Source organism: Streptomyces sp. NPDC039480, assembly GCF_055597165.1.
This window is the reverse complement of record NZ_JBVITX010000014.1, coordinates 217,764-244,640: the sequence shown is the minus strand read 5'-3', so window position 1 is coordinate 244,640 and position 26,877 is coordinate 217,764. Positions and strand designations below refer to the sequence as shown.

24 protein-coding genes and 1 pseudogene are annotated in these 26,877 nt (G+C 72.0%); 12 read left to right on the top strand and 13 right to left on the bottom strand.

The genetic code is table 11. The annotated features are described in order from the left end of the window. Nucleotides 1–193 (bottom strand): annotated as a pseudogene (locus ACZ56E_RS35395) (aa3-type cytochrome oxidase subunit I); the annotation flags it as partial. Nucleotides 194–299: 106 nt separating this feature from the next. Here ACZ56E_RS35395 and ACZ56E_RS35390 point away from each other — a divergent pair. Further along, nucleotides 300–872, top strand: a complete 573-nt coding sequence (locus tag ACZ56E_RS35390) for an RNA polymerase sigma factor (RefSeq protein ID WP_471220669.1) — start codon at nucleotides 300–302, stop codon at nucleotides 870–872. After that, entirely contained in the window at nucleotides 862–1,875 is a 1,014-nt protein-coding gene (locus ACZ56E_RS35385) for a CU044_5270 family protein (RefSeq protein ID WP_471220667.1), read from the top strand. Before ACZ56E_RS35390 ends, ACZ56E_RS35385 begins: the two co-directional genes overlap by 11 nt. On the opposite strand, the gene ACZ56E_RS35380 is transcribed toward ACZ56E_RS35385, so the two are convergent. Next, on the bottom strand, nucleotides 1,847–2,686 hold the full coding sequence (locus ACZ56E_RS35380) for an NAD(P)-binding domain-containing protein (RefSeq protein ID WP_471220665.1): 840 nt from the start codon (nucleotides 2,684–2,686) through the stop codon (nucleotides 1,847–1,849). The genes ACZ56E_RS35385 and ACZ56E_RS35380 overlap by 29 nt on opposite strands. A 123-nt stretch (nucleotides 2,687–2,809) precedes the next feature. Beyond that, complete coding sequence (locus ACZ56E_RS35375; protein ID WP_471220663.1) at nucleotides 2,810–5,095, bottom strand: FUSC family protein; 2,286 nt, start codon at nucleotides 5,093–5,095, stop codon at nucleotides 2,810–2,812. Nucleotides 5,096–5,322: 227 nt separating this feature from the next. Here ACZ56E_RS35375 and ACZ56E_RS35370 point away from each other — a divergent pair, with 227 nt between their 5' ends. The 4 genes from ACZ56E_RS35370 to ACZ56E_RS35355 all read left to right on the top strand — a co-directional run bounded on the left by ACZ56E_RS35370 (nucleotide 5,323) and on the right by ACZ56E_RS35355 (nucleotide 8,859). Next, complete coding sequence (locus ACZ56E_RS35370; protein WP_471220661.1) at nucleotides 5,323–5,793, top strand: peroxiredoxin; 471 nt, start codon at nucleotides 5,323–5,325, stop codon at nucleotides 5,791–5,793. Nucleotides 5,794–5,913: 120 nt separating this feature from the next. Continuing rightward, on the top strand, nucleotides 5,914–6,423 hold the full coding sequence (locus ACZ56E_RS35365) for an EF-hand domain-containing protein (protein WP_471220659.1): 510 nt from the start codon (nucleotides 5,914–5,916) through the stop codon (nucleotides 6,421–6,423). A gap of 102 nt (nucleotides 6,424–6,525) precedes the next feature. Beyond that, the gene (locus ACZ56E_RS35360) at nucleotides 6,526–7,083 is read left to right on the top strand and encodes a PadR family transcriptional regulator (RefSeq protein ID WP_471220658.1); all 558 of its coding nucleotides are present in this window, start codon (nucleotides 6,526–6,528) and stop codon (nucleotides 7,081–7,083) included. Nucleotides 7,084–7,134: 51 nt separating this feature from the next. Then, the gene (locus tag ACZ56E_RS35355; protein ID WP_471220656.1) at nucleotides 7,135–8,859 is read left to right on the top strand and encodes an acyl-CoA dehydrogenase family protein; all 1,725 of its coding nucleotides are present in this window, start codon (nucleotides 7,135–7,137) and stop codon (nucleotides 8,857–8,859) included. A gap of 126 nt (nucleotides 8,860–8,985) precedes the next feature. Here the strand turns inward: ACZ56E_RS35355 and ACZ56E_RS35350 are convergent, their stop codons facing one another. From ACZ56E_RS35350 to ACZ56E_RS35335, 4 genes are all read right to left on the bottom strand, one after another. Then, nucleotides 8,986–9,447 carry a nuclear transport factor 2 family protein gene (locus ACZ56E_RS35350; protein WP_471220654.1) on the bottom strand — a complete coding sequence of 154 codons (462 nt, stop codon included), beginning with the start codon at nucleotides 9,445–9,447 and terminating at the stop codon, nucleotides 8,986–8,988. An 84-nt stretch (nucleotides 9,448–9,531) separates the two neighbouring features. Continuing rightward, on the bottom strand, nucleotides 9,532–11,064 hold the full coding sequence (gene amaB, locus ACZ56E_RS35345; RefSeq protein ID WP_471220651.1) for an L-piperidine-6-carboxylate dehydrogenase: 1,533 nt from the start codon (nucleotides 11,062–11,064) through the stop codon (nucleotides 9,532–9,534). After that, a complete protein-coding gene (hglS, locus tag ACZ56E_RS35340) occupies nucleotides 11,061–12,449 on the bottom strand; it encodes a 2-oxoadipate dioxygenase/decarboxylase (protein WP_471220648.1) in 1,389 nt (462 codons plus the stop codon). Before hglS ends, amaB begins: the two co-directional genes overlap by 4 nt. 63 nt (nucleotides 12,450–12,512) lie before the next feature. Then, a complete protein-coding gene (locus ACZ56E_RS35335) occupies nucleotides 12,513–13,640 on the bottom strand; it encodes an NAD(P)/FAD-dependent oxidoreductase (protein WP_471220688.1) in 1,128 nt (375 codons plus the stop codon). Nucleotides 13,641–13,937: 297 nt separating this feature from the next. Here ACZ56E_RS35335 and ACZ56E_RS35330 point away from each other — a divergent pair, with 297 nt between their 5' ends. Beyond that, entirely contained in the window at nucleotides 13,938–14,981 is a 1,044-nt protein-coding gene (locus tag ACZ56E_RS35330) for a PucR family transcriptional regulator (protein WP_471220646.1), read from the top strand. Here ACZ56E_RS35330 and ACZ56E_RS35325 read toward each other — a convergent pair. Both ACZ56E_RS35325 and ACZ56E_RS35320 read right to left on the bottom strand, forming a co-directional pair. After that, nucleotides 14,953–15,921 (bottom strand): CPBP family glutamic-type intramembrane protease, encoded by a 969-nt coding sequence (locus ACZ56E_RS35325; RefSeq protein WP_471220644.1) that lies wholly within the window; start codon nucleotides 15,919–15,921, stop codon nucleotides 14,953–14,955. The two genes, ACZ56E_RS35330 and ACZ56E_RS35325, sit on opposite strands and share 29 nt — an antisense overlap. A 174-nt stretch (nucleotides 15,922–16,095) precedes the next feature. Then, nucleotides 16,096–17,523 carry a helix-turn-helix domain-containing protein gene (locus tag ACZ56E_RS35320; RefSeq protein WP_471220641.1) on the bottom strand — a complete coding sequence of 476 codons (1,428 nt, stop codon included), beginning with the start codon at nucleotides 17,521–17,523 and terminating at the stop codon, nucleotides 16,096–16,098. 267 nt (nucleotides 17,524–17,790) lie between these two features. On the opposite strand from ACZ56E_RS35320, the gene ACZ56E_RS35315 reads away from it, so the two are divergent. Both ACZ56E_RS35315 and ACZ56E_RS35310 read left to right on the top strand, forming a co-directional pair. Continuing rightward, entirely contained in the window at nucleotides 17,791–19,080 is a 1,290-nt protein-coding gene (locus ACZ56E_RS35315) for a M64 family metallopeptidase (protein WP_471220639.1), read from the top strand. A gap of 276 nt (nucleotides 19,081–19,356) precedes the next feature. Then, entirely contained in the window at nucleotides 19,357–19,800 is a 444-nt protein-coding gene (locus ACZ56E_RS35310; RefSeq protein WP_471220637.1) for a hypothetical protein, read from the top strand. Nucleotides 19,801–19,815: 15 nt separating this feature from the next. Here the strand turns inward: ACZ56E_RS35310 and ACZ56E_RS35305 are convergent, their stop codons facing one another. Further along, a complete protein-coding gene (locus tag ACZ56E_RS35305) occupies nucleotides 19,816–20,892 on the bottom strand; it encodes a LacI family DNA-binding transcriptional regulator (RefSeq protein ID WP_471220634.1) in 1,077 nt (358 codons plus the stop codon). A 265-nt stretch (nucleotides 20,893–21,157) separates the two neighbouring features. On the opposite strand from ACZ56E_RS35305, the gene uriH reads away from it, so the two are divergent. Continuing rightward, complete coding sequence (gene uriH, locus ACZ56E_RS35300; protein WP_471220631.1) at nucleotides 21,158–22,105, top strand: uridine-preferring nucleoside hydrolase UriH; 948 nt, start codon at nucleotides 21,158–21,160, stop codon at nucleotides 22,103–22,105. Further along, entirely contained in the window at nucleotides 22,102–23,553 is a 1,452-nt protein-coding gene (gene uriT, locus ACZ56E_RS35295; RefSeq protein ID WP_471220629.1) for a uridine transporter UriT, read from the top strand. The genes uriH and uriT overlap by 4 nt, the downstream gene beginning before the upstream one ends. Nucleotides 23,554–23,581: 28 nt before the next feature. Here the strand turns inward: uriT and ACZ56E_RS35290 are convergent, their stop codons facing one another. After that, nucleotides 23,582–24,508 carry an SMP-30/gluconolactonase/LRE family protein gene (locus tag ACZ56E_RS35290; protein ID WP_471220626.1) on the bottom strand — a complete coding sequence of 309 codons (927 nt, stop codon included), beginning with the start codon at nucleotides 24,506–24,508 and terminating at the stop codon, nucleotides 23,582–23,584. A gap of 85 nt (nucleotides 24,509–24,593) precedes the next feature. On the opposite strand from ACZ56E_RS35290, the gene ACZ56E_RS35285 reads away from it, so the two are divergent. Beyond that, the gene (locus ACZ56E_RS35285; RefSeq protein ID WP_468612022.1) at nucleotides 24,594–25,049 is read left to right on the top strand and encodes an Lrp/AsnC family transcriptional regulator; all 456 of its coding nucleotides are present in this window, start codon (nucleotides 24,594–24,596) and stop codon (nucleotides 25,047–25,049) included. A 5-nt stretch (nucleotides 25,050–25,054) separates the two neighbouring features. Here the strand turns inward: ACZ56E_RS35285 and ACZ56E_RS35280 are convergent, their stop codons facing one another. Then, on the bottom strand, nucleotides 25,055–26,386 hold the full coding sequence (locus ACZ56E_RS35280; protein WP_471220624.1) for an APC family permease: 1,332 nt from the start codon (nucleotides 26,384–26,386) through the stop codon (nucleotides 25,055–25,057). Nucleotides 26,387–26,567: 181 nt separating this feature from the next. After that, nucleotides 26,568–26,837 (bottom strand): hypothetical protein, encoded by a 270-nt coding sequence (locus ACZ56E_RS35275; RefSeq protein ID WP_471220622.1) that lies wholly within the window; start codon nucleotides 26,835–26,837, stop codon nucleotides 26,568–26,570. Nucleotides 26,838–26,877 lie beyond the last annotated feature (40 nt).

Genomic DNA, 26,877 nt, shown 5'->3' with positions numbered 1-26,877 from the left:
CCATCACACCGCCGATGCAGAAGAACGCGAACGACGTGACCAGATAGAGCGTGCCGATCGTCTTGTGGTCAGTGGTGGTCAGCCACTTGATCACGGCATGTCCGGGGCGCCGGGGCCGGGGTGCCGTTCGCGCGGGCACGGATTCGGGGTCTGAGGCGCGCGCGGGCGGCGGCGTCACGGTGTTGCTGTCCATGCCCCGCCTGTGTCCGGCGGGCGGTGTTCTGTGACAGGTACGCGGAGCGACATGGATCACACCCCGCACCTGTGACGATCACCGCCGTGCCGGACACTTCGTAACCGTGAGCGACGACGAAACCTTCGCCGCTGCCTATCGCGAGCACTACTGGGCGGTCAGCCGCTACGTGGCACGGCGGCTCGGCGGCCCGACGAACGACACCGAGGAGGTGGTGGCCGACGTGTTCGCCGTCGCCTGGCGGCGCCGCGCCGACCTGCCACCCACCCCGCTGCCCTGGCTCTACGGGATAGCGCGGCGCTGCCTGGCCAACGCGGTCCGCGGCTACGGGCGTCGCCGCCGCCTGCTCGAACGGATCGGCCACGACCAGAGCCGCCACCGCAGGGACGTCGTGGCGGGCCCGGACGCCGAACGTCCGGGCGACTGGGTGCACGACGCCCTGGACCGGCTCTCCACGTCCGACCAGGAGGTGCTGCGCCTGACGGCCTGGGAGGAACTGGACACCGAAGAGCTCGCGACCGCCCTCGGCTGCGGCACCCGCGCGGCGGCGATGAGGCTGCACCGCGCCCGCCGCCGGCTGAGAGCCGAGATCGACCGCATGCGGCCCCCGCCGGCCGCACGGCCCGCCCCTGAAGCGACCCGCGCCACCGTTCCGGAGGACCACGGCCATGGCTCATGACGACGAACTCGCCCTCCTGCGCGCCGCCGACCCCGCGCCCGGCGACGACATCCGGTACCGCGACCGGCCCCTGCCCGGCCACGCGGAACGGCAGTTGAACCTGCTCCTGCACAGCGCGCCCGCCGCACACCGCAGGCCCGCACGCCAAGTGCGCCGCCTCGTCTGGGGCATCGAGATGGTCTCGCTCGCTGTGGCGGCCGCGCTGGCCCTCGTCCTCGCGGGGTCGAGCAGCGCGCCCGCCGCCGCGGCCCCCCACCCCCTCACGCTCCGGTCGGGGTCCACGCCACTGCCGCTCGACCGGATCGCCGACCGGGCCTCTGCGTCGGCGGCCGCCGAGAACGCGCCACGCCTGCGCAGAGGAACGCACGTCCGGACATGGAGCCTGGCGCTGGCGTCGGGCCCCGGCGCCGAAGCACCGATCACCCTGCCCGAGGAGCGCGTCACCCGCTGGCGCGCGGACGGCAGCCACACGGAACTGGTCGTGGCCACCGACCCCCGCCGCCCCGGGAAGCCGGTCATCGCCGACGGCGACGACGGGCCGCGCACGGTCCACGACGGCAAGGTCCTCAGCGACCGCACCTACCCCCCGAGCACGGGCACGGCCCCTCCGCAGACCCGGCCCCCGCACACGCCGGAAGCCCTCCGCCGCTACCTGGCCGAGCTCAGCCGCCCGAGCGCCCCCGCCCCCCTCACCGACACCCGCGAACTCCTCGACGCCGTCGCGATGTTCCTCCGCCACTGGACACCCGGAGCCCGCGAGACCGCGGCGCTCGCCCACCTCCTCGCCGACGCCGACGGCCTGCGCCCGGCGGGCACGGTCACCGACCGCCTCGGCCGCACGGGTCAGGCGTACGTCCACGAGAGCGACGGACTGCGCCGGATGCTGATCCTGGACCCGGCGGACGGCGACGTCCTGGGCCTGGAGGACACGGTCACCAAGGACGACCGCACGTACGGGATGAAGGCAGGGGACGTCATGTCGTACAGCGCCTGGGTGCGCTGAGCCAGAGGTGAGACTCCTGTCGGTCCGACCGCGGGTTCGCGGTCGGCTGCCTCAGATCGGTGAGGAGGCCGTCGAGGGCTTCGTGGAGGGCTTCGGAGTTGGCCGGGCCGAACCATGTGGTGCGTATGCGTTCGTTGTTTCCGTTCGGAGTCTCGTGGTCGGCGGCCAGTTGCTGGAGTGAGCGGCTCTCGTCGCTCAGGGTGCGACCGACGCCCTGGAAGAGCCCGCGGATGTAGCGGTCGGCGTCGGCGGAGGCGATGCCCTGGTCGGCGGCCCACGATGTGAGCGTGGCGAGATACGAGTAGTGGGTGGTCAACGTTCCCGTGAGTGCGGAAAAGACGTCGAAGGCGGCCTCGTCCGCGACCGGCAGCACCCCGCCCAGGCGCGCGAAGAGAGCCTCCACCACCGGGTGCGCCGGGTACGTCACCGTGACGGAGCGGCGTTCGCGTACGGCGGGGAGGGGGATGGCCCGGACCAGCGGGGCGCCGGTGGCCAGCATCCGTCGCAGCTCGTCATTGGCGACGCCGGCCATCACGTTGACCACGGTCTTGTCGTCGTCCACCGTCAGACCGGCCAGAGCTTCGTGCCGGTCCTGTCGGCGTACGGCGATGAGCACCACCTCCGAGCGGTCCACCACCTCCTGATTGTCGGCACAGACCCGCACACCTTCGTATCGCTCGGACAGTTCCGCAGCCGTGCGGGCCCCGCGGGGCGAGAGGAACACCTCCAACGACGTGTCGTCCCCGTCGCACAGGCCCGTCACGATGGCCCGGCCGATCTCGCCCACTCCGATGATGCCGATGCGCTTCACGGTTTCCTCCTCCAAGAGGTGCTCATGCACAGATCACTTGGAGGACGGTAGGCGGCCGGTTCCCCGGCTGTCATCGCCGCCGCGGACGACGACGCGTCCCCAGCAGCAGCCGCCCGGCCCGCCTCAGGCCTTCTTCCGCGCCCCCGTCGCGCCACCGCTCTCCTCGGGCGCCGCGAGCGGGACGCCGAGCGGGCGCGCCAGGCCCACGATGCCCTCGTCGAGCCGCTGCAGATGCCGCAGCACGCGGAACGCCACCGAACCGGTCCGCAGCACCTCGTGGCGGCCGCTGTCCAGCATCGAGGCGATGCTGGACCCGGACTCGATGACGCCGTCCGGCTCCTCGTCGCGCACCTTCGCGGCGATCAGGTCGATGTTGTGCGTGATGCGCCGTCCGGCGAGTGCGAGTCGCGCGTCGGCCGCGACGCTCTTGCTGGACGGCACCAGCTCGGCCGTCGCCGCCAGCGAACGGGCGTGATAGGCGCAGGTCTCCAGGAGCGCGACGATGTACCGGGCCGTCTGCCGCCGCGCCCGCAGCGGGGCGATCGGGTGCGTCAACGGCTTCGTGGAACTGCGCAGGTCGTCGAGTGCCGTGTCCAGGTCGCGCGCCAGGTCCACGAGGTCGACCGCGGGGCCGCCGCTCAGCTGACCCACCGCGGCCGACACGACGTCCCGCAGCCGGGCGAGCACCGTGCCGAGCTCCTCGTCGGTCCGGTGGGACGTCCGCACCGGGAGCACCAGGACCGCCGCGATGATCCCGCAGGCCGCGCCGAGCGCCGTCTCCTCGATCCGCAGCACGAGGACGTCGAGGCTGTAGGTGTTGAGCAGGGTGTAGAGCAGGCCCAGCATCGCCGTCACGAAGAAGGACATCAGCGCGTACGACAGCGGCGCGGTGAAGAACATCCCGAAGACGCAGAGCACGACGAGGGCGAACGCGGCCCACGTGTGGTTGCCGACGGCGCCGGCCAGCACCACCCCGGCCACCACACCGAGCACCGTGCCGACGAGACGGCGGTAGCCCTTGACCATGATCTCGCCCGTCGACGCGGTGTTGAGGAAGACCACCCAGCACGTCAGGACCGCCCAGTACCACCGCTGCGTGGACAGGAACTCGCCGCCCACGATGGCCAGCGCCGAGCCCACCGCCACCTGCACGGCCGCCCTGGTGGTGGGCCGCCGCAGCCCGGTCTGCTCCGGCTCCTCCGCGTCCGCGGCCTCACCGGCGATCGAGATCTCCTCCGCCTCGAACTCCTCCCGGGACCGCATCGCTTCGGGGGTGTCGTACTCCTCGTCCCGCGCCCCGTGAGTCGCGAGCCGGAGGCCCAGAATGGCGCGCGCCGCCTCGCCGATCGCGCGGAAGCAGTCCTGGATCGCGGGCGAACCCTGTGGCAGGCCCTGCTCCTCGCGGTAGCCGAGCAGCCTGTTGCGCACGTACGGGAGTGCCGTGCCGCGGTCGTCGGGCACCAGGCGCACCACGAGCAGGTGCAGCGCCCGCAGGTCCCTGCGCAGCGCGGTCCCCGCGTCCTGCCCGATCCGGCCGCGCCGAGACAGCGGTACGGAGGCGCTCGGCAGGTGCAGGGTGAGGGTCTCCACGCGCTCCGCGCTGCGGGCGTTGAGGAGCAGGACGCCGAGGCGTTCCGCGGCGATCTCGGCGTCGGCCACCCTGCGCTGCAGCAGCGCGGCCGCCGCGGCGTCGCGGGTGCCCTCCTCCAGGCGGCCCTGGATCATCAGCGCGGCCTCGTGCAGCCGGGCGGTGCTGCGCCGCAGGTCGTCGAGGATCTTCTCCAGGCCTTCGGACGATTCCGCGTCCGCTTCCAGGAGTTCGATCTGGTGGGCGATGAGCTGGGCCAGCCGGGCCCGGAACGCCTCGCGCAGCCGCGCCAGGGTGCGCTCGGGCGTCTCCGGCACCACGGCGAACCGTACGACCGCGCTGCACGCGAAGGCGATGGTCAGCGTCAGCCAGAGCTCGGGCAGCGCCGAGGTGGACGCGTCGACGAAGAGGGAGACGAAGTAGACCTGGAAGCCGATCAGGCCGAGTGCGGTGCCCCGTTCACCGAAGCGGCGGCAGTAGACGGCACCGAAGATCAACAGGACGAAGAACAGGTCGCCGGTGACCACCCGGGAGTTGAGCAGCGCCCCCAGCGAGATCGCCGCCAGCGCCACCGGCAGCCCGAGCGCCAGCGTGATCGCCTGCCCCCGGACCTCCTTCTCCTGGATCGCGAAGGTGGCGACCATCGCCGTCATCGCACCCGCGACGAGATGGGTCACCGATGTGCCGAGGGGAGCGAGCACGGCGAGCGCGAGGAGGATCGCCCCGACCGTGCGCAGTCCCGCCATGAGCCGCAGGAGTCCCGGGTCGGATGCCGAGAAACGATCCCAGACGCCCTTCGCTGTCCGTCGTGCCACTGCCATGGTGATGCCGTACTCCCCGTCGTTCTCTCGGTGCCTCCCGGCGTGCTCCAGCATCGCACGAGGGCGTTTCGGGAGGTCGAGGCCGGTGGGGAGGGCAGGCGGCAGGGTCTTGCGGCCATCGAGTAGGGTTTCGCTCCCGCCACTTGAGGAGGCACCGTGTCGCCGATGGACCGTACGCGGGGAGGCTCCGTGCCGCCCATGAACCGTACGTCGCGCAGGAGCCGGGCATGACGGCGCGCGTGGCGGTCGGCGACACCGTAGAGGACTTCACGCTGCCGGACGAGACAGGCACCCCGCGCCGGCTCTCCGAACTCCTCCGGGACGGCCCGGTGGTGCTGTTCTTCTACCCGGCGGCCCTCACCCCCGGCTGCACGGCGGAGGCCTGCCACTTCCGCGACCTGGCCGCCGAGTTCGACGCCGCGGGAGCGCGGCCCGTGGGAATCAGCGGCGACGAGGTGGCACGGCAGCGGGAGTTCACGGAGCGCCACACCCTTGGCTTCCCGCTGCTCTCCGACCCCGAGGGTGTGGTGCGCGGCCGGTTCGGTGTGGCCCGCGGCTTCTCCCTGGCGCCCACAAAGCGCGTCACGTTCGTCATCGGCAAGGACCGCACCGTCGCCGAGGTGGTCCGCAGCGAACTCCGCATGAGCGCACACGCCGACCGCGCGCTGGCCGCCGTCCGCCGGCTCGGGACGGCCTGAGCCACCGGTCAGGCGTCCGCCTGCGCGGCAGCGGTGGTGACCCGGCAGCGCTGTGATCGTTCCCGGGGTGGGAGCGGCGCCCGCCGCTCCTTCGGCCTCGCGCAGGGATGAGGGTTTCGGATGGACACGATCACGGCCAAGCGGCACATTTTCTCGATGCTGGACGTCGACGGCGACGGGGTCATCTCCCGCCAGGAGTACCTCGCCCGGCCCGAGCGTGCGGCCCAGGCGCTGGGCCGGGCGGACGACGACCCGCTCCTGTCCGTGGCGCGCGCCGCGCACGAGCAGGTCTTCGCGTCGATGGACGCGGACCGGGACGGCCGGGTGACCTTCGAGGAGTACGAGGCGTGGGCGGGTGGCGAGGCCTTCGACGAGGTGTGCAGGCCGGCGCTGGGTTCGCTGTTCGACCTGGCCGACACCGACGGTGACGGTCACCTCGACCGGGCGGAGTTCACCGAGCTGCGCCACGCGCTGGGCAACCCCGCCGACAACGCCCGCGCGGCTTTCGACGCGCTGGACGAGGACGGCGACGGCCGTATCGACCGCGATGCCTACCTGGCACAGATCCGTTCCTTCGTCACCGACGGGTCCTCTTCCATGGCACAGGCGCTCCACACGGCCCACAGCTGACCCTGGGCACTGCCCCATGACCGGCACGCGCCCCGGGTGAGCCGCGTCTCACCTGGCCGGTGGCGCTTGTCTATGCAACGAGTTGCATAGAAGGATTCGGGCATGGCGCTTGAGCACGCGATTCTCGTCTCCCTGCTGGAGAAGCCGGGCTCCGGGTACGAACTGGCCCGGCGGTTCGACCGCTCCATCGGCTACTTCTGGGCCGCCACCCACCAGCAGATCTATCGCGTCCTCAAGCGCATGGAGAGCGACGGCTGGATCGCCGCCCGCGAGGTGGCGCAGCAGGACCGGCCGGACAAGAAGGAGTACTCCGTCGCCGGCCCCGGCCGGTCCGCGCTCTCCGCGTGGCTGCAGGAACCGATCCAGCCCGAGAGCATGCGGCACGAGCTGGCCGTGAAGATCCGCGGCGCGGCCTTCGACGATCCGGCCGAGCTGATCCACGAGGTGGAGCGGCACCGTCAGGCGCACGCCGACCGGCTCGCGCACTACCTCGCGGGGGAGCGGCGCGACTTCACCGGGCCCGAGGCCCCGGCCCCCGAAGCCCCCGACGCCGGACGGGAGCTCCAGCACGTCGTGCTGCGCGGCGGCATCGCGTACGAGCGGATGACGCTCGACTGGCTCGACGACGTGCTCGCCACCCTCCACCGGATCGGTCACTGACGCTCTCCCGCCCATCCCTTCCCCACCCCTGAGCCGGAAAGGCGAACCGCCATGGCCGACCCGCTGCTGTTCAACCCGACCACCTACGACCCGACCCACTTCGACCCCGAGACCCGCAGGCTGCTGCGCGCCACCGTCGACTGGTTCGAGGCGCGTGGCAAGCGCAGGCTGATCGAGGACTACCGCTCCCGCGCCTGGCTCGCGGACTTCCTGGAGTTCTCCGCCAAGGAGGGGCTCTTCGCGACCTTCCTCACCCCGGCCTCGGCCGCCGGCGAGGGAGAGGGCGACAAGCGCTGGGACACCGCCCGGATCGCCGCCCTGAACGAGATCTTCGGCTTCTACGGGCTCGACTACTGGTACGCGTGGCAGGTCACCATCCTGGGCCTCGGCCCCGTCTGGCAGAGCGACAACGCCGCGGCCCGCGACCGCGCCGCCGAACTCCTCTCCCAGGGCGAGGTGTTCGCGTTCGGCCTGTCCGAGAAGACCCACGGCGCCGACATCTACTCCACCGACATGCTCTTGGAGCCCGACGGCGACGGCGGTTTCCGGGCCACCGGATCCAAGTACTACATCGGCAACGGCAACGCCGCGGGCCTCGTCTCCGTCTTCGGCCGCCGCACCGACATCGAGGGCCCCGACGGCTACGTCTTCTTCGCCGCCGACAGCCGCCACGAGGCGTACCACCTGGTCAAGAACGTCGTCGACTCGTCGAAGTACGTGAGCGAGTTCCGTCTGGAGAGCTACCCGGTCGGTCCCGACGACGTCCTGCACACGGGCCGCGCCGCCTTCGACGCCGCCCTCAACACCGTCAACGTCGGCAAGTTCAACCTGTGCACCGCCTCCATCGGCATCTGCGAGCACGCGATGTACGAGGCCGTCACCCACGCCCACAACCGCATCCTCTACGGCCGCCCCGTCACCGCCTTCCCGCACGTGCGCCGCGAGCTGACCGACGCGTACGTCCGGCTCGTCGGCATGAAGCTGTTCAGCGACCGCGCGGTCGACTACTTCCGCTCGGCCGGGCCCGACGACCGCCGCTACCTCCTCTTCAACCCCATGACGAAGATGAAGGTGACCACCGAGGGCGAGAAGGTCATCGACCTGATGTGGGACGTCATCGCCGCCAAGGGCTTCGAGAAGGACAACTACTTCGCGCAGGCAGCCATCGAGATCCGCGGTCTGCCGAAGCTGGAGGGGACCGTCCACGTCAACCTCGCGCTGATCCTCAAGTTCATGGGCAACCACCTGCTGAACCCGGCCGAGTACGCGCCCGTGCCGACCCGCCTGGACGCGGCCGACGACGACTTCCTCTTCCGGCAGGGCCCGGCCCGGGGCCTGGGCGCCATCCGCTTCCACGACTGGCGCACCGCCTTCGACGCGTACGCCGAGGTGCCCAACGTCGCCCGCTTCCGCGAGCAGGCGGACGCGCTGTGCGAGTTCGTCACCACCGCCGCCCCCGACGAGAAGCAGAGCCGCGACCTCGACCTGCTCCTCGCCGTCGGCCAGCTGTTCGCGCTGGTCGTGCACGGTCAGCTGATCCTGGAGCAGGCCCGCCTGACCGGCCTGGACCAGGACGTGCTCGACGAGCTCTTCGCCGTCCTCGTACGGGACTTCTCCGCGCACGCCGTCGAGCTGCACGGCAAGGACTCCGCCACCGCCGACCAGCAGAGCTGGGCGCTGGCCGCCGTCCGCCGCCCGGTGGTCGACGACGCCCGCTCGGCACGCGTCTGGGAGCGCGTCGAGGCGCTGGCGGGGACGTACGAGATGGCGCCGTGACGGAGGTAGCGCTCTGCTAGGACGCGCCGACGGGTCGGCCCGGCTGTCGGCCTTCTCCGGAACAGGTGGTGGACGCCCAGCCGTCGCCAGGCACGCCCGGAGGGGGCCGCAGCCATGCCCGGCCGGTCATGGATTCTCGTCCGGGCGGGGCGGCGAGCCGGTCAGCGGCGAGAAGTCCTCGTATCGGACCTCATAAGCACGCTCGGTGAACTTCCAGCCACAGCCGGTGCGCTGGTAACGGTCGTGATAGATGGCGTAGTTCAGGCGTGCGCGGCCATCCAGGCCGCGCCCGATCTCCGACATGTAAGCGCGACCGGACGCGGTGTCGCCGTCAAGCCGGATCACGCCGGGATGAGTGTTCTGCACGAGGAAGTCGACGACGTCCGGCACCCGCATGCCCCAGGCGCGGATCTCCTCTCGGCCTTGGAGTTCAACGGGGATATTCGGCATCCGAAGCACACCGTCCACAGTGAACAGCGAAGCGGCACGGTCGTAGTCGCGCATCATCGCGGCGTCAGTGAACTCACCGCGTAGCGCCTCGATTTCGACACGGTCCGCGATGCTTCGAAAGTCACTCATCTGCTCCATGCAGGTCACCCGCTCTCTGGAGGGCGTGCTCGTTTCCAGAGATAAGACGGCACAGCCCTGCGGGTTGTGCCGCGGTCCGCAGTGTTACTGGAGGAAGCTGACGTTCTGGGCGAGGGAGAGGCGGCTGGAGTAGTTGACCGTGTTCGTGGCCGACCGCATGTAGGCGCGCCACGCGTCGGACCCCGACTCGCGGCCGCCGCCGGTCTCCTTCTCGCCCCCGAACGCACCGCCGATCTCCGCGCCCGACGTCCCGATGTTCACGTTGGCGATGCCGCAGTCCGAGCCCTCCGCGGACAGGAACCGCTCGGCCTCCTGCTGGTCGCGCGTGAAGACGCTCGACGACAGGCCCTGGGGCACGTCGTTGTGCAGGGCGATCGCCTCGTCGAAGGTGTCGTACGCCATGACGTACAGGAGGGGCGCGAACGTCTCCTCGCGGACGGCGTCGGTCTGCCGGGCGACGCGGACCACGGCCGGTTCGACGTACGCGGCGTGCGGCGCCGACGCGGCCGGGCGGCGGGCGCCACCCGCGAGGAGTTCGCCGCCCTCACCGCGCACACGGTCCAGCGCCGCGTGCATGCCGTCCAGTGCCCGCAGGGAGATGAGCGGCCCGACCAGCGTGGCCCGGTCGAAGGGGTCGCCGATGGGCAGCTTCTGATAGGCGGCGGTGAGGCGGCCGACGAGCGTGTCGGCGATGTCGCGGTGCACGATCAGACGCCGCAGTGTCGTACAGCGCTGCCCAGCGGTCCCGACCGCGGCGAACACGATGCTCTGAAGGGCGAGGTCCAGATCGGCGGAGGGTGCGACGATCGCCGCGTTGTTGCCGCCGAGCTCGAGCAGACAGCGCCCGAAGCGGGCGGCGACGCGCGGGCCGACCTCGCGCCCCATCCGCGTCGAACCGGTGGCGCTCACCAGAGCGACCCGCGGGTCGTCCACGAGCCGCTCACCGACGGCCGCGTCGCCGAGCAGCAACCGGTGCACGTCCCGGGGCGCACCGACGTCGTCGGCGGCCCTGGCCAGCAGCCGGTCGCAGGCCAGGGAGACGAGCGGGGTGAGCTCGGAGGGCTTCCACACCACGGTGTCGCCGCAGACCAGTGCGACCGCGGTGTTCCACGACCACACCGCCGCAGGGAAGTTGAACGCGGAGACGACACCGACGACACCGAGCGGATGCCAGGTCTCCGCAAGGCGGTGCCCCGGCCGCTCCGACGCGATGGTGCGCCCGTACAGCTGCCGGGAGAGCCCGACGGCGAAGTCGCAGATGTCGATCATCTCCTGGACCTCGCCGAGCGCCTCGGAGCGGATCTTGCCGGCCTCGATGGTGATCAGGTCCGCCAGGTCCTCCTGGTGGCCGCGCAGCAACTCGCCGAGGCGCCGCACCAGTTCGCCGCGGCGCGGCGCAGGGGTGGTGCGCCAGTCGAGGAAGGCGGCACGGGCCGCGGTCAGTGCCTCCTCGGTTCCGGCCGTGCCCGTCGCGGCCAGGCCGAAGAGGTCATCTCCGGTGAGGGGGGTGCGGGCCCGCAGGCCGTCGCCCTCGGGAACCGTGACGCCGATGCGGTCGAGTCCGGTGCGGGCACGGGCGCGCAACTCGTCGGTGGTGGGCAGGGCGATGCCGGTCATGATGCTCCCTGAGGAAGTAGTGCACGGGGGAGTCGGGCGAGGGAGCGGTCCCGCTGCCGCTCGTAGAGCGTGAACGGGTCGAGGACTTCCCGGCCCATGGCTTCGGCGAGCCGGTCGGCGTCGTACGAACTGCCTTCCTGGCCGCTGTTCCTGGATCCCGCGTCGCCGAGGTTGGACTGGAAGATGCCGGCGGCCGACCGGGGCAGGAAGTCCTCGTACACGATCGGCTCGGCACGCAGCCAGCCTCCACCAAGCAGGCCGGCGAGGTCGGAGGGCGGGCGGCTGCCGTCCGCGGGCCGTTCCGGGACGGCGTGGTAGGTGAAGAACCCGAGCCCGCGCACGGCCAGTTCGTGTTCGGTCGGCGGCAGGTGCTCGCTCCACACGGCGCGGGCGACATCGCCGCGCTCGCCCGCCGGCCGGTGCCCGGCCCGCTCGTCGATGAGGCCGAGCAGCCGGTCGTAGAGGGCGCGGCCCTCCCGGGTCAGCGCGATGCCGCGGGCCTCGACCTCGCCGAACCGCACCCGCAGCGCGCCCAGCGTCACGCTGCCGTCCGCGGTGCGCAGCGCACGCGGCTCGGCGAGCGCCCGGAAGGAGGTCTGGCGCAGCAGCACGTCGGGGCCCGGCCAGCGCGGCGGCCCCTGAATGGTGTCGATCATCTTGACGCCGCGCTCGGTCATGCGCCGGTAGAGCTCGTCGATGTCCAGGACGCGCGGGGTGAGGTGGTTGATGTGGGTGCTGCGTACGCCGCCGATGTCCGCGGCGACGGCGGAGACGCGCTCCAGGGCCGCGTACCACTCGCGGTCGATGGGCTCCGGCGACAACTCGAAGGCCCGCACCGCGAGTTCGAGGAACCGCTCGGCGTCCGTGTCGGACAGTTCCCGCTCCGCCTCCGCCCGGTCGGCCAGCGCGAGCAGCTCCGGCGGGAACAGCTCGCGCCCCGCGAGGAACGTGGCGAGGCGCGAGCGCAGATCCGCGTCGAAGAAGCGCGGATCGGACACGGTGAGCATGGACGTGAAGACCCGGAACGGATTGCGGGCCAGCTCGTCCTCGTCCACCGGCCGGAACGCCGTCGACACGATCGGGAGCGCGCTCGCGGGGGTGTCGCGCAGGTCGTAGAAGCCGACCGGGCGCATGCCGAGGGCACCGAAGACGCGGCCGACCCGCGCCAGCTCCTCGGGGGTGCCGACCCGGATGGCGCCGTGCCGTTCGGCGGTGACCCGGCCGATGGTCCCGAGGCGTTCCGCGTCGGCGCCCCGCGCGCGCAGGACGTCCTCGTTGACCTCGCGGGAGACGTCCACCAGCGTCGTGTACGCGGGGACCTCACGCCCGTACATCCGGGAGAGCCGGGCGGCGAACGCGGCGCGCAGCCGCCACTGTTCGATCATCGGCACGTCGTCCTTTCAGGAGCCGTCGCGGGAGTCCTGCCGGGGTTGCGGGTCCTCTCGGAGTCACACCACATGGGCCTCCGGGCGGCTCGCGGACCCGGCCCGGAAGCGGTCCGCGCCAAGCGGCGCGACGTCGACGCACGGCCGCCGGCCCAGGTACAGGTCGCGGACGATCTCACCGACCGCGGGGGCCTGCAGGAAGCCGTGCCCGGAGAACCCGGTGGCGTAAAGGAGGTTGGCCGGTGCGGTGCAGCGGCCGATCAGCGCGTTGTGGTCCGGCGTGACCTCGTACAAACCCGCCCAGCCGCCGAACACCGCCATCTCCGCGAGGGCCGGGGCCCGTCGGCGCGCCACCGCACGGAACAGCTCCAGCCACCCCGGCGTCCACGTGGTGTCGAAGCCCTCGGTCTCACGGGGGTCGGCGAGCCCGAGGAGCAGTCCGTCGTCACTGTTGTGGAAGTACGCCGACGACGCGAAGTCGATCGTGAAGGGGATGCGCGGCGCGGCGGGCACCAGCGGGATGGTGAAGGCGAGTTGGCGGCGGAGCGGCCGCACCGGGAGCTCGACGCCCACCATGGCGCCGATCCACGCCGACCAGGCCCCGGCGGCGCAGACGACCGCGGAGCACGACACCGGACCGCGGTCGGTGTGTACGACGGTGACGCGGTCGCCGGCCGTGTCCATGCCGGTGACCGTGGTGTGCGTCGCGAACACGGCACCGGCCCGCGCCGCGGCACGCGCGTATCCGCGGACGACGAGCGCCGGACGCGCGTGGCCGTCGGCGGGGGAGTGGGCGGCGGCCACCAGGCCCTCGGTACTGAGGTAGGGGCAGAGCGCTCGTGCCTCGCGGGGGCCGATCATGCGGCTGGGCACGCCGAGGCTGTTCTGCGTCCGCACGCCGTCCTCGAAGTCGGCCGCCTGGCCGGGGCTGGTCAGCAGGAACAGATAGCCGACGGTGTCGAGCCCGATGTCCGCGCCCGGGCGGCGCGGAAACTCCCGGAAGGCGCGCAGGCTGCGGTGGCCCAGCTCGATGTTGAGCGGATCGGAGAACTGCGCCCGCACCCCGCCGATCGGCTTCCCCGAGCTGCCGCAGGCGAGCTCGCCGCGCTCTACGACGACGATGTCGCGTACGCCTGCCTCCGCGAGGTGGAAAGCGATGCTCGCTCCCATCACCCCGCCCCCGATGATCACGACGTCGGCTGCGGGCGGCGGAGCGCGGTACGCGGAGAGGGGCGACGGAGACGGCGACGGAGACGGTGAGGAGGCCAAGAGGCCGCTCCCTTCCAGGCGACGGCCTGGGCTGTCAGGGCGTTGTCGTGACGTGACTGGCGTGCCGTGGCGTGACTGTCGTGGCGCGGAACGCTGAGCAGCTGTCTGTCTGCCCGCCATGGTGCAGCACGCCGCCCATCGCGGTCCATGAGGCGTCACCGTGTCGATCCGGCCGACCGCGATCACCTCACCCGGCTCACCCGCCCCTATCCTCCTGGGATGGAAGCACTGGCGGTACGGCTGTCGGGACTCGACCCGCACGTCGAGGGCGCGATCCGCGTCGTCACGTTCTACGACACGCTCATGCGTCGGCGGTTGGACCTCCAGGCGCTCGCCCGGGCCTCCGCGGGCCTGGCCGAGTGTGTGACCGGGGTGCTCCTGCACGGCACCGGGCGGGCGATCCGCATCTCGCCCGAGGGCACCCCGACGTCCGCCCCGCCGTCACCCGCGTCCAGCACGACGCCGATCACCCTCGACGAGGAGGAGATCGGCACGGTGTGGCTGGAGCGCCCAGGACCGCCCCAACCGCTCGACGACATCCTCCTCGACCGGCTCGCCATCGCCGCCGCGGCGGCCGTCGAACGGTACGGCCCGGCCCGCACCACAATGGCCGACCCCGCCCTGGTCGAGCTCGCCATCAGCTGCGACAGCGAAGAGGCCGCCCGGGCAAGGGCGTTGCGCCTGCTGGGGTTCGCGGCCGGCCTGCCGGTCCGCGCCGTCGCCGTCCGCTCGCGACTGCCGCTCGACCGGATCGGCGCCCTGATCTGCCCCTCCCGGCCGGTGAAGGCGGCACCGCTCGCCGACGTGGGCGTCATCCTGGCCACCACCGTCGACCAGAGCGCGTTCCCGGCAGGTGTACGGGCGGGTGTCGGCACCGCCGGAAGTCCGGAACGGTCCTGGCGCGAAGCCCGCACCGCCCTCCGCTTCGCCACCCCGGGCCGGCCGGTCGTCCCCCACGACGGACTGGGCGCGCTCGCGCTGCTCGCACAGGTCTCGCCCGACGCCGTACGGGACAACGCCGACGTGGCCGCGATCGCGCGCCTGGCCGCGGGCGAGGCCGCCGCCTCCGACCTGGAGACCCTGGACGCCTACTGCTCCACCGGCTCCCTGCGCCGGGCCGCGGACCTCCTGCACCTGCACCACAGCAGCGTGGCCCGCCGACTCGAACAGCTCGGAAAGAGCCTGGAAATCGACCTGACCGAGCCCACGGGGCTGCTCCGCGCCCGGCTCGCCCTCACCGCGTGGCGGCTGCTCGACGACTGAGGGACGCGGAGGTGGTTGCACCGCTGCCGTTGCCCAGGTCACTGTCCCCACGCCGCTTCGCCACCCGCCGCCACACCGCGAACCCGGCCATGGCGACCAGCAGATACACCGGTACGAGGAGTTCCACGTCCGGGGACGACACCTCCACGGACCAGCCCGCGCCACGCTTGTCCCCCTCGAACACCACCCGGTTGACGGTCAGAAACGCCAGATGCGCCCCGATGCCCACCCACAGCGGGGCGTGCCGCACGGCAGTACGGGCCGAGACGAGCATCAGGCCGAACACCGTCAGCAGAATCAGGTAACCGACCGGGTCCTGCCCGCCCGGGGCGAGCCCGACGGGACCGGCGTCCCCGCCGACGAGGGGCGCGACCCCGGCCTCCACCACCGTCGAAAGACCGGGCACGACCAGGAACACGGCCGTCGTGCCGAGTGCCGAGGCCAGGCCACCGAACCGGCCGCGCAGCGCGGTCCACGTACAGCCGCGCAGCGTCGTCTCCTCCGGCAGCGCCTCCAGGAGCAGCGCGACCACGCCGTTCGTCACCAGGAATCCGGCGAGCTCGGGCAGATCGGGGCGCGACCAGCTCAGCAGGCCGGCGGCCGTCCCCGCGCCGAGCACGAGGGCCGCGGCGCCCACCGTCATCCCCGCCCCCGCGAGCAGGGCCCGCAGGCTGTCGCCCGGGCCGCCGAACCCGATGTCCTTGAGGGAGCCGCCCCGGCGCCGCAGCGCCAGCACGACGAGCGGCAGGGCCACCGCGCTGACCAGCGCGGCCGGAACGAGCCGGGCGAGGAACCCGGACAGGCCGACGGCGTCGGCGAGCACGGGACCCACCGCCGTACCCGCGCCCAGCGCCACGGCCATGACGAGACCGCCGCCCAGCGCCCGGCCCAGGGCTCCGGTGAGCGAGGGGGCGGGTGAGGTGCGCTGCGGGCCTGCCATGTGTCTCTCCTCGGTACCGCTGGAAACCGCCGGATCAGGGGGTACTCACCATCCTCGGCGCCCGCGCGATCATGGGAGTCGTAGCCGTGGATGAAATGGCCGTACATCTTTCGATGCAGGTGCTGTCCGTGCAGGCGCCACCCGCACGTCCTGCACGTCCCGTCCCGTCGCGGCTCACATCGGGGGAGTGGCGGGCGCGGGCCCCAAGGTGGTCGTGCCGGGTGCGGCCCGGTGGCCGAGGCCCGTGCGGTACGCGTCCATCGCGGCCTCCACCCGCCCGGTGCGGCGCAGCAGATCGCCCAGGAGGCGGCACAGGTCCGCCAGGTCGCCGACCGCGCTGGAGCGTTCGAGGAGGGACAGCGCCGCGCAGTAGTGCTCCTCGGCGCGCTCGGTGTCGCCCCGCTCCTCGGCGATCAGCCCGAGCAGCCGGTGCGCGCCGCCCGCGTGCACCGCGCCCCGCCCGGCCCCCAGCGACCCGGCCCCGAGCGTCCCCGCGCCCCCTGTCTCGTCGTCGTCCGCGGTGAGCAGCGGCCGCAGCAGCGCCTCCGCCTCCTCGGCCCTGCCGCGCCGCCGCAGCACGTCCGCGAGCTCGACCTCGACCTGTTCGGTGAAGAGCGCGGCCCGCTTGGAGGCGAGGATGTCGCGGGCCGTGCGCAGTTCGGTCTCGGCGCGCTCCAGATCGCCGTCCTGCGCGTGCACGTACCCGCGCATCCAGTGGCAGTGCGCGAGCTCGGTGCGGATGTGCAGCTGGCGGTAGAGCTCCTGGGCCTTGGCGAGCGACGCGTCGGCCTCGGCGATGCGGCCTTCGGCGATGAGGGTGCGGGCCACGCCGCGGTGCATCCCCGCGACCAGCGCGGGATCGTCGACCCGCGGGGCGAGCGCGAGCGCCAGCTCGGCGGCGTGCGCGGCCCGCGCGTGTGCGCCCATGTCCATGTACGGCGCGATGGACGCCGTGTAGAGGAGCAGCAGGGCATCGGGGTCGTGCAGTCCCGCGGTGTCGAGCTCGTCGAGGGTGCTCTCCAACAGGTAGCAGGCGTACCGCAGTTCGCCGGTGAGGAGGTGGGCCGTGGCGCGGCCCCTGATGGCCGGGACGCGGCGGGGCAGCGGCTCGTCGGCGAGGAGCCGCTCGACGGCGGCGAACCGGTCGCGGGCGCCGGTGAGGTCGCCGGACTCCAGGAGGCAGTCGCCGAGGCCCAGCAGGGCGTCGGCCTGTTCGGCCACGAGCGCGTGCTCGACGGCTTCCTCGTGGAGCGCGCCGAACAGCGCGGCGGCGTCCTCGGGGGCGCCGGTGGCCAGGGCGCGCCGCGCGTCGGTCAGCCGCAGGCGCAGCCCCGCGGCCAGGTGGGCGGGGCGGCCCGTGGCCAGCTCTTCGTAGCTGACGTCGAGGCGGGCGGCGAGGTGGCGGAGGGCGGCCTCGGAGGGGCGCACCTTGCCCGACTCCAGGGTGGAGACGTACGCGGGGGTGTAGGCGGGCTCGGCCAACTGGCGCTGGGTCAGCCCGCGTTCGCCGCGCAGGCGTTGGACGCGCCGGCCGATCTCGGCCGGGTCGTCGGGTAGCAGGCCCCCGGAACTCCTCTGCGTCACCGCTGCCTCTCCGGACATCTGTCGCTTCGGATGCCTGTCTCTTCGTACGTGAAGTCGAGCCCATGTACTCAGGGCGGCGCGAACTCGTCCACCCCGCAAGCAACTTGAGGCACACCCATTGCCTGGCGTCCCGGAAGCCTCTACGTTGAGCCGCGCCTTAACCCCGCTTAACTCGCCATTTATATCGCGTACATCGCGGACTTCGAAAGGACGCCCATGCCCCCCACGTATCGAATACCCGGTCGAGCATCCGGTGGAGCATCCGGTGGAGCCAGACGCAGGTCGTTGCGCACGGCCCTCGCCGCCGGTATCGCCCTCACCGCGGCGGTCGTCGCCACCGGCCCCGCGGGCACGGCCACGGCGGCGGACCCGGAGCCGGGCGCCGCGCGGACCGAGCACGTCGAGTACTTCACCGGCCCCGCCGGCCACCCCCGGCACACCGAGGTCCCCGCCTCCCCGGCGCTCTCCGCGAAGGAGCGCGCGGAGATCAAGGGCGACGGCGACGTCGTCCCGATCGTCGAAGCGGGGCCGACCGACGCCAAGCTCGACGTCGTCTTCATCGGCGACGGCTACACCGCATCCCAGCAGGAGGACTTCCACGCCGACGTGCGCGCCAAGTGGGCGAAGGTCTCCGCCGTCGAGCCGTACGCCTCCTACAAGGGCCTCTTCAACGTCTGGGCGGTCGACGCGGTCTCCCGGCAGTCCGGCGTCTCCGGCGACCCGACGAGCGGCACCGTCAAGGACACCGCGCTCGGCTCCGCCTTCTTCTGCGACGGCATCGAGCGGCTGCTCTGCGTCGACACCAACAAGGTCGAGTCGTACGCGAAGAAGGCCGCCGACCCCGACCTCGTCATCGTCCTCGCCAACTCCACCAAGTACGGCGGCGCGGGCTACAACGACATCACCTCACCCTCCGGCTACGACGGCATCGCCACCGCTTCCTCGGACAACGCCCAGTCCGACCAGGTCGTCGTCCACGAGACCGGCCACTCGCTGGGCAAGCTGGCCGACGAGTACTGGTACGACGAGTACGGCACGTACCGGGGCGCCGAGCCCTGGGAGACCAACATCAGCAAGCTGCGGGCCGACCAGCTGACGGCGCAGAAGAAGAAGTGGTACCGGTGGATCGGCCGGACCTCGCCGGACGGCGGGAAGGTCGGTGCGTACGAAGGCGGCGGCTATTACCCGCGCGGCCTCTACCGCCCCACGACCGACTCGATCATGCGCACGCTCGGCCGCGAGTTCAACCTGCCCGGCCGCGAGGCCATGATCGCGGGCTTCCACCGGCACGCGTCCGTCGTCACCGCGGTCACGCCCACGGACCGCACCGTGCGACGCGACACCAAGGTCCGTGTGCAGGCGGCGGAGGGCATCCGGCTGCGCTGGAGCGTAGACGGCCGCGAGGTCCGCCACGCCGACGGCGACACAACCGTGACCCCACGCGCCCTGGGGGTCCCGTCCGACGGCCGCACGCACCACCTCACGGTCCGCGCCACCAACCCGACGAAAGCAGTCCTCGACCCGGAACTGCGCACGTTGCTGTCCGACTCGCTCACGTGGCGGGTGCGCCGCTGACCGGTTGACCGGCTGACAGCTCGGGCGGCGACCGCGTTCCCCCTCTGCCCGTTCGTGACCGCAGGCGCATCGCACGACGAGCCGAGCATGGGACGCGGTCGCCTCTCCGGGCTACTGTCGACAGCCGAGCACGCTGGAACTGCCGACGAGGGCATGGTCCGTTGGCGTCGAGACGACCAGGGATACGTGACAGTGGAGCAGGACGAAGAGCAGGCGCCCGTTTCGGATGGGGCGCCTGCGCCTACCCGCCGACGGGACTACAAGTCCTGTCTCGCGATGGTGGTGGTCATCGCGTGCGTCGTCTGTGTCCCTGCGGTCGGGGGCGAGCTCTGGGGGCAGGACGTCTGGCGCTGGGCCGGAGCCTCCTGGCCCGGCGGGGTCCACAGCTTCGCCGTGCTGATGGGGCTGGCCGTCCCCGGCCTGCTCCTGCTGATGTTCGCCGCCCTGACCTCCCTCGACTGGCAGCGGCACGCTGCCCGGTCGTTCGCCTGGGCGGGCGCGGCGCTCGGCGGCTTCGTCGTGCTGGTCGTCATCGGCGGGGCCGTGGTGGATACGTGGCCCTTCGGCGGAGGTCGCCGAGGCGGGCCGGGCGGCACCGACACCTCACGGCAATATCCGAGCCTCTGGGCAGCCGGCCTCGGGGCCACGGTCTTCGGGATCCTCGTCCTGACAGCCCTGATCCTCATGTCCGAAAAGAGGCGGCGTCTGTCCCGCGACTGACTGTGGTGTGGGTTCTCACGTGACGGTCGTGGCGCTGACCGGTTCCGCCGACCGCGCCGCCGGCGGTACACCGAACCGTCCGCTCCCCGGTGTGTCCCGCGTGCTCGACTCCCGCACCACAAGTGCGGGAGCGAGCCGAATCGCGCGGCGTGGCCCGTCCGTGCCGTCGGAGAGGCGGTCGCCGAGGAGTCGTGCCGCCTCTGCGGCCAGCTCGGCCACCGGCTGGCGGACCGTGGTGATGCCCGGGGCGGAGAGTGCCGCCATCGGGATGTCGTCGAAGCCGGTGACGGCGACCTCGCCGGGCACGTCGGCGCCGAGCTGCTGCAGGCGTTGCAGCGCCCCGATGGCGATCAGATCGTTGGCGCAGACGAGGGCGTCGGGCCGGGCGGGCCACACCTCGTCGACCGCGGCCCGCCCCCACTCGACGGAGAAGTCGCCGAGGGCCACCCGGTCCGGCGCGCCGGGGTCGAGTGCGCCGGCCCCCGCGGCGTAGGCGGCGAGCCGCTCGACGGCCGCCGAAGCCGTCCCCGCCGCACCCAGGAAGCACACCCGGCGACGCCCCGCGGCGGCCAGATGGTCGAGGACGAGAGCCATGCCCGCGGTGTTGTCGACGGCGACGGAGTCGGCGATGCCCGGACCGCAGCCACGGTCCATCAGGACGAGAGGCACCCGCGCCGCAGCCGCGGCCACAGCCGCCCGGCTGCGCTCCTCGTCCGCCGGGATCACGAGGAGCGCGTCCACCTGCCGGCTCAGCAGGTCGGCGATGTACTCCGCCTCGGCCACCGGGTCGTCGTCGCAGTCGGCCAGCAGCACGGCCCGTCCGTCGGCGTGCAGGACGTGCGTCAACTCCCGCACCAGCGTGGGGTAGAAGGGGTTCGTGATCTGCGGCAGGACCAGCCCGACCGTGCCCGTGGAGCGGCTGCGCAGGGCGCGGGCCGCGTGGTTGGGGCGGTAGCCGAGCGCGTCCGCCGCCTCGCGGACACGGCGGGCGGTCTCCGCGCCGACGGGGCGCGTGCCGGCCAGGACCCGGGAGACCGTGGCGACGGAGCAACCGGAGGCCCGGGCCACATCTCTCAGCGTTACGTCCCCCACGCCGCGCCCACCCTTTCGACGAGCCGATCAAATTTCGGCAAACGTTATCAGCGGGCGTTCCCCACGACCAGACCCTGTTTCGAGGGCAAATTACGCCGGTTGCGTCATAGTTGCCCCGCTCCGGTCCCTGTCCGTTCCGGGCGCGTTTGCAGGGGTGTGGTTTCGGCCATTGACATAATTCGCACCTGTGCACACAGTCTTCGGAGAACGTTTTCCCGAGCCGTCGCCGCGCAGCGCCGGCTCAGCCGAACAAAGAGGTTCCGCGATGCCCCGAAAGATCATCCTGGACTGCGACCCCGGACATGACGACGCCATCGCCATGCTCCTGGCGCACGGCAACCCGGATGTCGAGCTGGTAGCCGTCACCACCGTGGTGGGCAACCAGACCCTGGAGAAGGTCACCCGCAACGCCCTGTCGGTGGCCCGCATCGCGAACATCACCGGCGTCCCCTTCGCCGCGGGATGCCCCCGTCCCCTCGTACGCGACGTCGAGAACGCCCCGGACATCCACGGCGAGAGCGGCATCGACGGCCCCCTGATGCCCGAGCCCACCCTCGCCCTGGACGAGCGCCACGCCGTCGACCTCATCATCGACACGGTCATGGCCCACGAGCCCGGCGAGATCACCATCGTCCCGACCGCGGGCCTCACCAACATCGCCCTGGCCGCCCGCAAGGAGCCCCGCATCGTCGAGCGCGTCCGCGAGGTCGTCCTCATGGGCGGCGGCTACCACACGGGCAACTGGAGCCCCGTCGCCGAGTTCAACATCAAGATCGACCCCGAGGCCGCGCACATCGTCTTCAACGAGAGCTGGCCCGTCACCATGGTCGGCCTCGACCTGACCCACCAGGCCCTCGCCACCCCCGAGGTCATCGAGCGCATCGCGAAGGTCGGCACCAAGCCCGCCCTCTTCGTCAACGAGCTCCTCGACTTCTTCGGCGCCATGTACCTGGAGGCCCAGGGCTTCGAGGCGCCGCCGGTCCACGACCCGTGCGCCGTCGCGTACGTCATCGACCCGAGCGTCATGACGGTCCGCAAGGCGCCCGTCGACGTCGAGCTGACCGGCACGCTCACGCTCGGCATGACCGTGACGGACTTCCGCGCGCCCGCCCCCGACGACTGCCACACTCAGGTCGCCGTCGACCTGGACCACACGCGCTTCTGGGACCTGATCGTGGACGCCCTCGAGCGGATCGGCGACGTCAGCGCATGAACGCCTCCTTCACCGAGCCTGCCGCCGCACCCGGCGGCGCCCGCGGCTCCCGTCCGGTCCGCATCGGCGTCCTGGTCACCGCGCTCCTCGCGGCCTGCTTCGCCTTCCAGCTCAACGCGAGCATGCTCAGCCCCGCCCTGAAGAACATCGAGGACTCCCTCGGCGCGACCTCCGCCGAGATCGGCCTCACCCAGACCGCGTTCTTCACCTCGGCCGCGCTCTTCTCGCTCTTCCTGCCGCGCCTCGGCGACCTCATCGGCCGGCGCAGAGTCCTCACCGGAATGCTGGCGCTCATGGTCGTCGGCTGCGTCGTCGCCGCGCTCGCCGAGAGCGTGCCGATGCTCTTCGCGGGCCGCGTCATCCAGGGCGTCTCAGGACCCACCGTGCCGCTCTGCCTGATCATGCTGCGCAACGAGGTCCACGAGCCGAAGAAGTACGGCACACTGCTCGGCGTCATCACCGCCGTCAACGGCGGCATCGCCGGCGTCGACTCCCTCGCGGGCGGCTACCTCGCCGACCACCACGGCTTCCAGTCGGTGTTCTGGACCATGGCAGGGGTGGCCGCGCTCGCCACGGTCCTCGTCGCCGTCCTCACCCCCGAGTCGAAGGCGGTCGACACCACCGACACCCGCATGGACTGGCCCGGAGTCACCCTCCTGGTCATCTCCGTCGGCGCGGCCCTCATCGCCCTGAACGAGGCGGGCAAGCTCGGCAACGCGAACTGGCCGCTCGTCGTCGCCCTGTTCGTCGTCACCGCCATCGCCTTCGCCCTGTTCTGGCGCATCGAGGACCGGAGCAGCCACCCCCTGGTCGCCACCCGCCACCTGCGGCAGCGCTCCACCTGGGCGCTGCTGCTCACCACGGTCCTCACCATGACCGGCGTGTTCGCCGTCATGAACGGCATGATCCCCGCCTTCGCGCAGGACGCGCAGGCAGGCTTCGGCATGAGCGCCGAGCAGTCCGCCTGGTGGACCCTGACGCCGTACGCCCTCGCGGGCCTCGCCATGGGCCCGCTCGCCGGACGCCTCGCCGCCACGTACGGCTACGGCCGCATCCTGCGCCTCGGCCTCATCGGCTCGGCCGTGACGGTCACGCTGATGCTGTTCACACTGCACGCCGACTCGCGGCTGCTCCTCCTCGCCGCGTCGATCCTCATCGGCGTGACCTACGCGGGCGTGGGTAACATCGTCCTCAACGGCCTCGGCATCGTGCTCTCCCCGAAGGAGAACCCGGGCTTCCTGCCCGGTCTGAACGCGGGCGCCTTCAACCTCGGCGCGGGCCTCAGCTTCGCCGTCCTCTACGCCGTGCAGACCGCCGCGGAACCGGCCGACAAGACGTCGCCCGCCGGCTACACGGCAGGCATGATCGCCGGAGTCGCCCTCATCGCGGCGGCCTTCGCGACGTCCTTCCTCATCCCCAAGCCGGTGGAGGCGGAAGCCACGGAGTGAGCGGGCCGCACCCGCGCGCCGCGCCCGATCAGGCGCGCACCCGCGGCAGCCCCGTCACGGCCATCACCAGTGAGTAGAGCGAGCTCGTCGCCGTGATGAAGAGCCGGTTGTTCTTCGGGCCGCCGAAGGCGATGTTCGACACCGGCTCCGGCACCCGCAGCCGTCCGATGAGGGTGCCGTCGGGGTCGTAGCAGTGCACCCCTCCCTCGATGACGGCGGCCCACAGGCGGCCGCCGTCGTCGAAGCGGAGGTTGTCGAACCGGCCGACGTCGTCCTTCGCCTCGGCGAACACCCTGCCCTCGGAGAGCGTGCCGTCCTCGCGCACGTCGAAGACCCGGATGCAGCCGGCCCCGGTGTCGGAGACGTACAACTGCCGCTCGTCGGGCGAGAACACCAGGCCGTTCGGCGCCCCGAAGCCGTCCGCGACCAGCCGCACCTCGCCCGTCGACGGGTCGATCCGGTACACGTTGCGGCCGTCGATCTCGGGGTCGGCGCGGTTGCCCTCGTAGTCGCTGGTGATCCCGAAGTCCGGGTCCGAGAACCACACCGAACCGTCCGAGCGGACGACCGCGTCGTTCGGGCTGTTCAGCCGCTTCCCCTCGAACCGCTCGGCGAGCACGGTGATCCGGCCGTCGGGCTCGGTGCGGGTGACCCGGCGGTTGCCCTGCTCGCAGCAGATCAGCCGGCCTTCGCGGTCGATGGTGTTGCCGTTGACGTGCCCGGCCGACGAGCGGAACACGGAGACCGCGCCGGTCTCCTCGTCCCAGCGCAGCAGCCGGTCGTTCGGGATGTCGCTCCAGACGAGCTGACGCCAGGCGGGCAGATAGAGCGGACCCTCGGCCCACCGGCAGCCCCCGTACAGCTTCTCCAGCCGGTCGTCCCCGTTCGCACACCGCCCCGTACGGAACCGCTCGTCCAGGATCTCGTACAGGGAGGTGCTGTCGTCGCCGGACATGAATACCCCTTAGCGGTGAAGAACCGAATGTTGTTCGGACGATCATGACTATGCCAGAACGCTGTATGGTTGCGCCATGGTGACTGTGGATGACATGGACCGTCGGCTGATCGCCCTCCTCCAGGAGGACGCGACGATCTCGTACGCCGCCCTGGGCAAGGGAGCAGGTCTCTCCGCGGGCGCCGCCCACGAGCGGGTCCGCAAGCTGCGCGAGCGCGGCGTCATCCGGCGTACGACCGTCGAGGTGGACCCCGCCGCGCTCGACCGCGGGGTGCTCGCCTTCGTGATGGTCGAATCGACGGCGTGGATGGGGGAGTCCGCGGACGCATTCGCGGCGATCCCCGAGATACAGGAAGCGCACGTCATCGCGGGCAGCGCCTCGGTCCTTGTGAAGGTCCGCACGGCCACGACCGAGCAGCTGCAGGACGTGCTCCGCCGCCTGTACGCGATCGAAGGGGTCAGCGGCACACAGGCCACCGTCTCCCTGGAGACGTTCTTCGAGCGCCCGGTGTCGCCCCTGCCCGGCCCGGCCTCGGCGTAGAAGCCTCAGCGCGGCGATGACGCCCTGCGGCGGCGCACGGCGGACACCGCGCCGAGGGCCACGCCGACCGCGAGGATGATCAGGCCGCGGGTCCACACCTCGGCCTCGATCTGCGTGGCGAGCAGCACGCAGGAGAGCGCGCCGAGGACCGGGAGGGCGGTGTACGCCCGGAAGTGGGGGCGCTCCACGCGGTCGCGGCGCAGCACGAGGACAGCGGTGTTGACGAGGAAGAACACGACCAGGAGTAGCAGCACGAGGGTCGACGCGAGCGTCTCCACGTCCCCCGTCAGGGCCAGCAGGAACGAGAGGACGGTCGTGACCGCGATGGTCGCCCACGGGGTGCGGCGGCCGGGCAGCACACGGGTCAGGAAGCGCGGCAGGAGCCCGTCCCGCGCCATGCCGTAGGCCAGCCGCGAGCTCATGATGCCGGTGAGCAGCGCGCCGTTGGCGACGGCGACGAGGGCGATGGCGCTGAACAGTTTCGGCGGCACCCCGCCGGCCTCCCGCACCACTTCGAGCAGCGGGCCGCTGGAGTCGGCCAGCGTCTCGGTGGGGACGGCCACCGAGGCGACGATCCCGACGAGGGCGTAGACGGCGCCCGCCGTCACCAGGGCGCCGAAGAGGGCGCGGGGGTAGGAACGGCGTGGGTCGCGGGTCTCCTCCGCGACGTTGACGGAGGTCTCGAAGCCGACGAAGGAGTAGTACGCGAGCACCGTGCCGCTCAGGACCCCGGCCGCGGCCCCCTTCTCCGCGGTGCCGAGCTGGACGAGCCTCCCTGCGTCGCCGTCGCCGCGCAGGAACAACCACACGCCGAGGCCGACGACCAGCAGGAGACCGCCCACCTCGATGATCGTCGCGGCGACGTTGGCGCGGGTGGACTCGCTGATGCCGCGGGCGTTGAGGAGGGCCAGGGCGCCCAGGAAGAGAGCCGCCACCAGGACGACAGGCAGGGTGACGAAGGCGGTCAGATACTCCCCGGCGAAGCCCCGGGCCAGCGCGGCCACGGAGACGATGCCCGCCGCCAGCATGCAGAACCCGGCCAGGAAACCGGCGAAGGGCCCGTAGGCGAGCGTCGCGTAGTGGGAGGCGCCCCCGGCCTTCGGATACTTCGTGGCCAGCTCGGCGTACGAGGAGGCCGTCAGCAGCGAGAGCAGCAGGGCGAGGACCAGGGGCACCCAGACGGCGCCGCCCGATTCGGCGGCGACCTGCCCGACGAGGACGTACACCCCCGCCCCCAGCACATCTCCGAGGATGAAGAAGTAGAGCAGGGGAGTCGTCAGTGCCTTCTTCAGGCCGACGGACTCGTCGCCGGACTGATGGGTGAGTTGCTCGGCCACTCGTTTTTCGCTCCTCGGTGTGGAATCCCTCGTGGAATTCCGCGTTCAGTTCTGTCGGACGCCACCGCGTGGTGCACGTGGGGTGGCGTTCGACACGAGGGTTCCCCTCAAACGCTGTTTCACCGTCTGAGTCCGTCTGCGACCGTCTGCGACCGTCTGAGGTCAGCGCGGTACCGGAACGTCAGCCGTCCGACCGGTCCGCGACTCGCACCGAGAGCCCGTAGTCCAGCTCCGCCCCGTCGACGAGCAGCGCCTCGACGGACCGCGTCGCCGGGTCGATGTCGGCCTCCATGCCGCCCCCGACGTAGCGCGGGTAGCCGGACGCGCCGGTCTCCCCGGTGGCGACCACCACCGCGGACCGCAGCGCGCTGTCACCGCCGATCGTCCCCGTCCCGCGCTCGGTGAACTCGGGCACCAGCAGAAGCTCGTAACTCCGCGGATCAGTCGTCATGCCAGTGACGCTAGACACGAGTCGCCCGCAGCGCACGTTC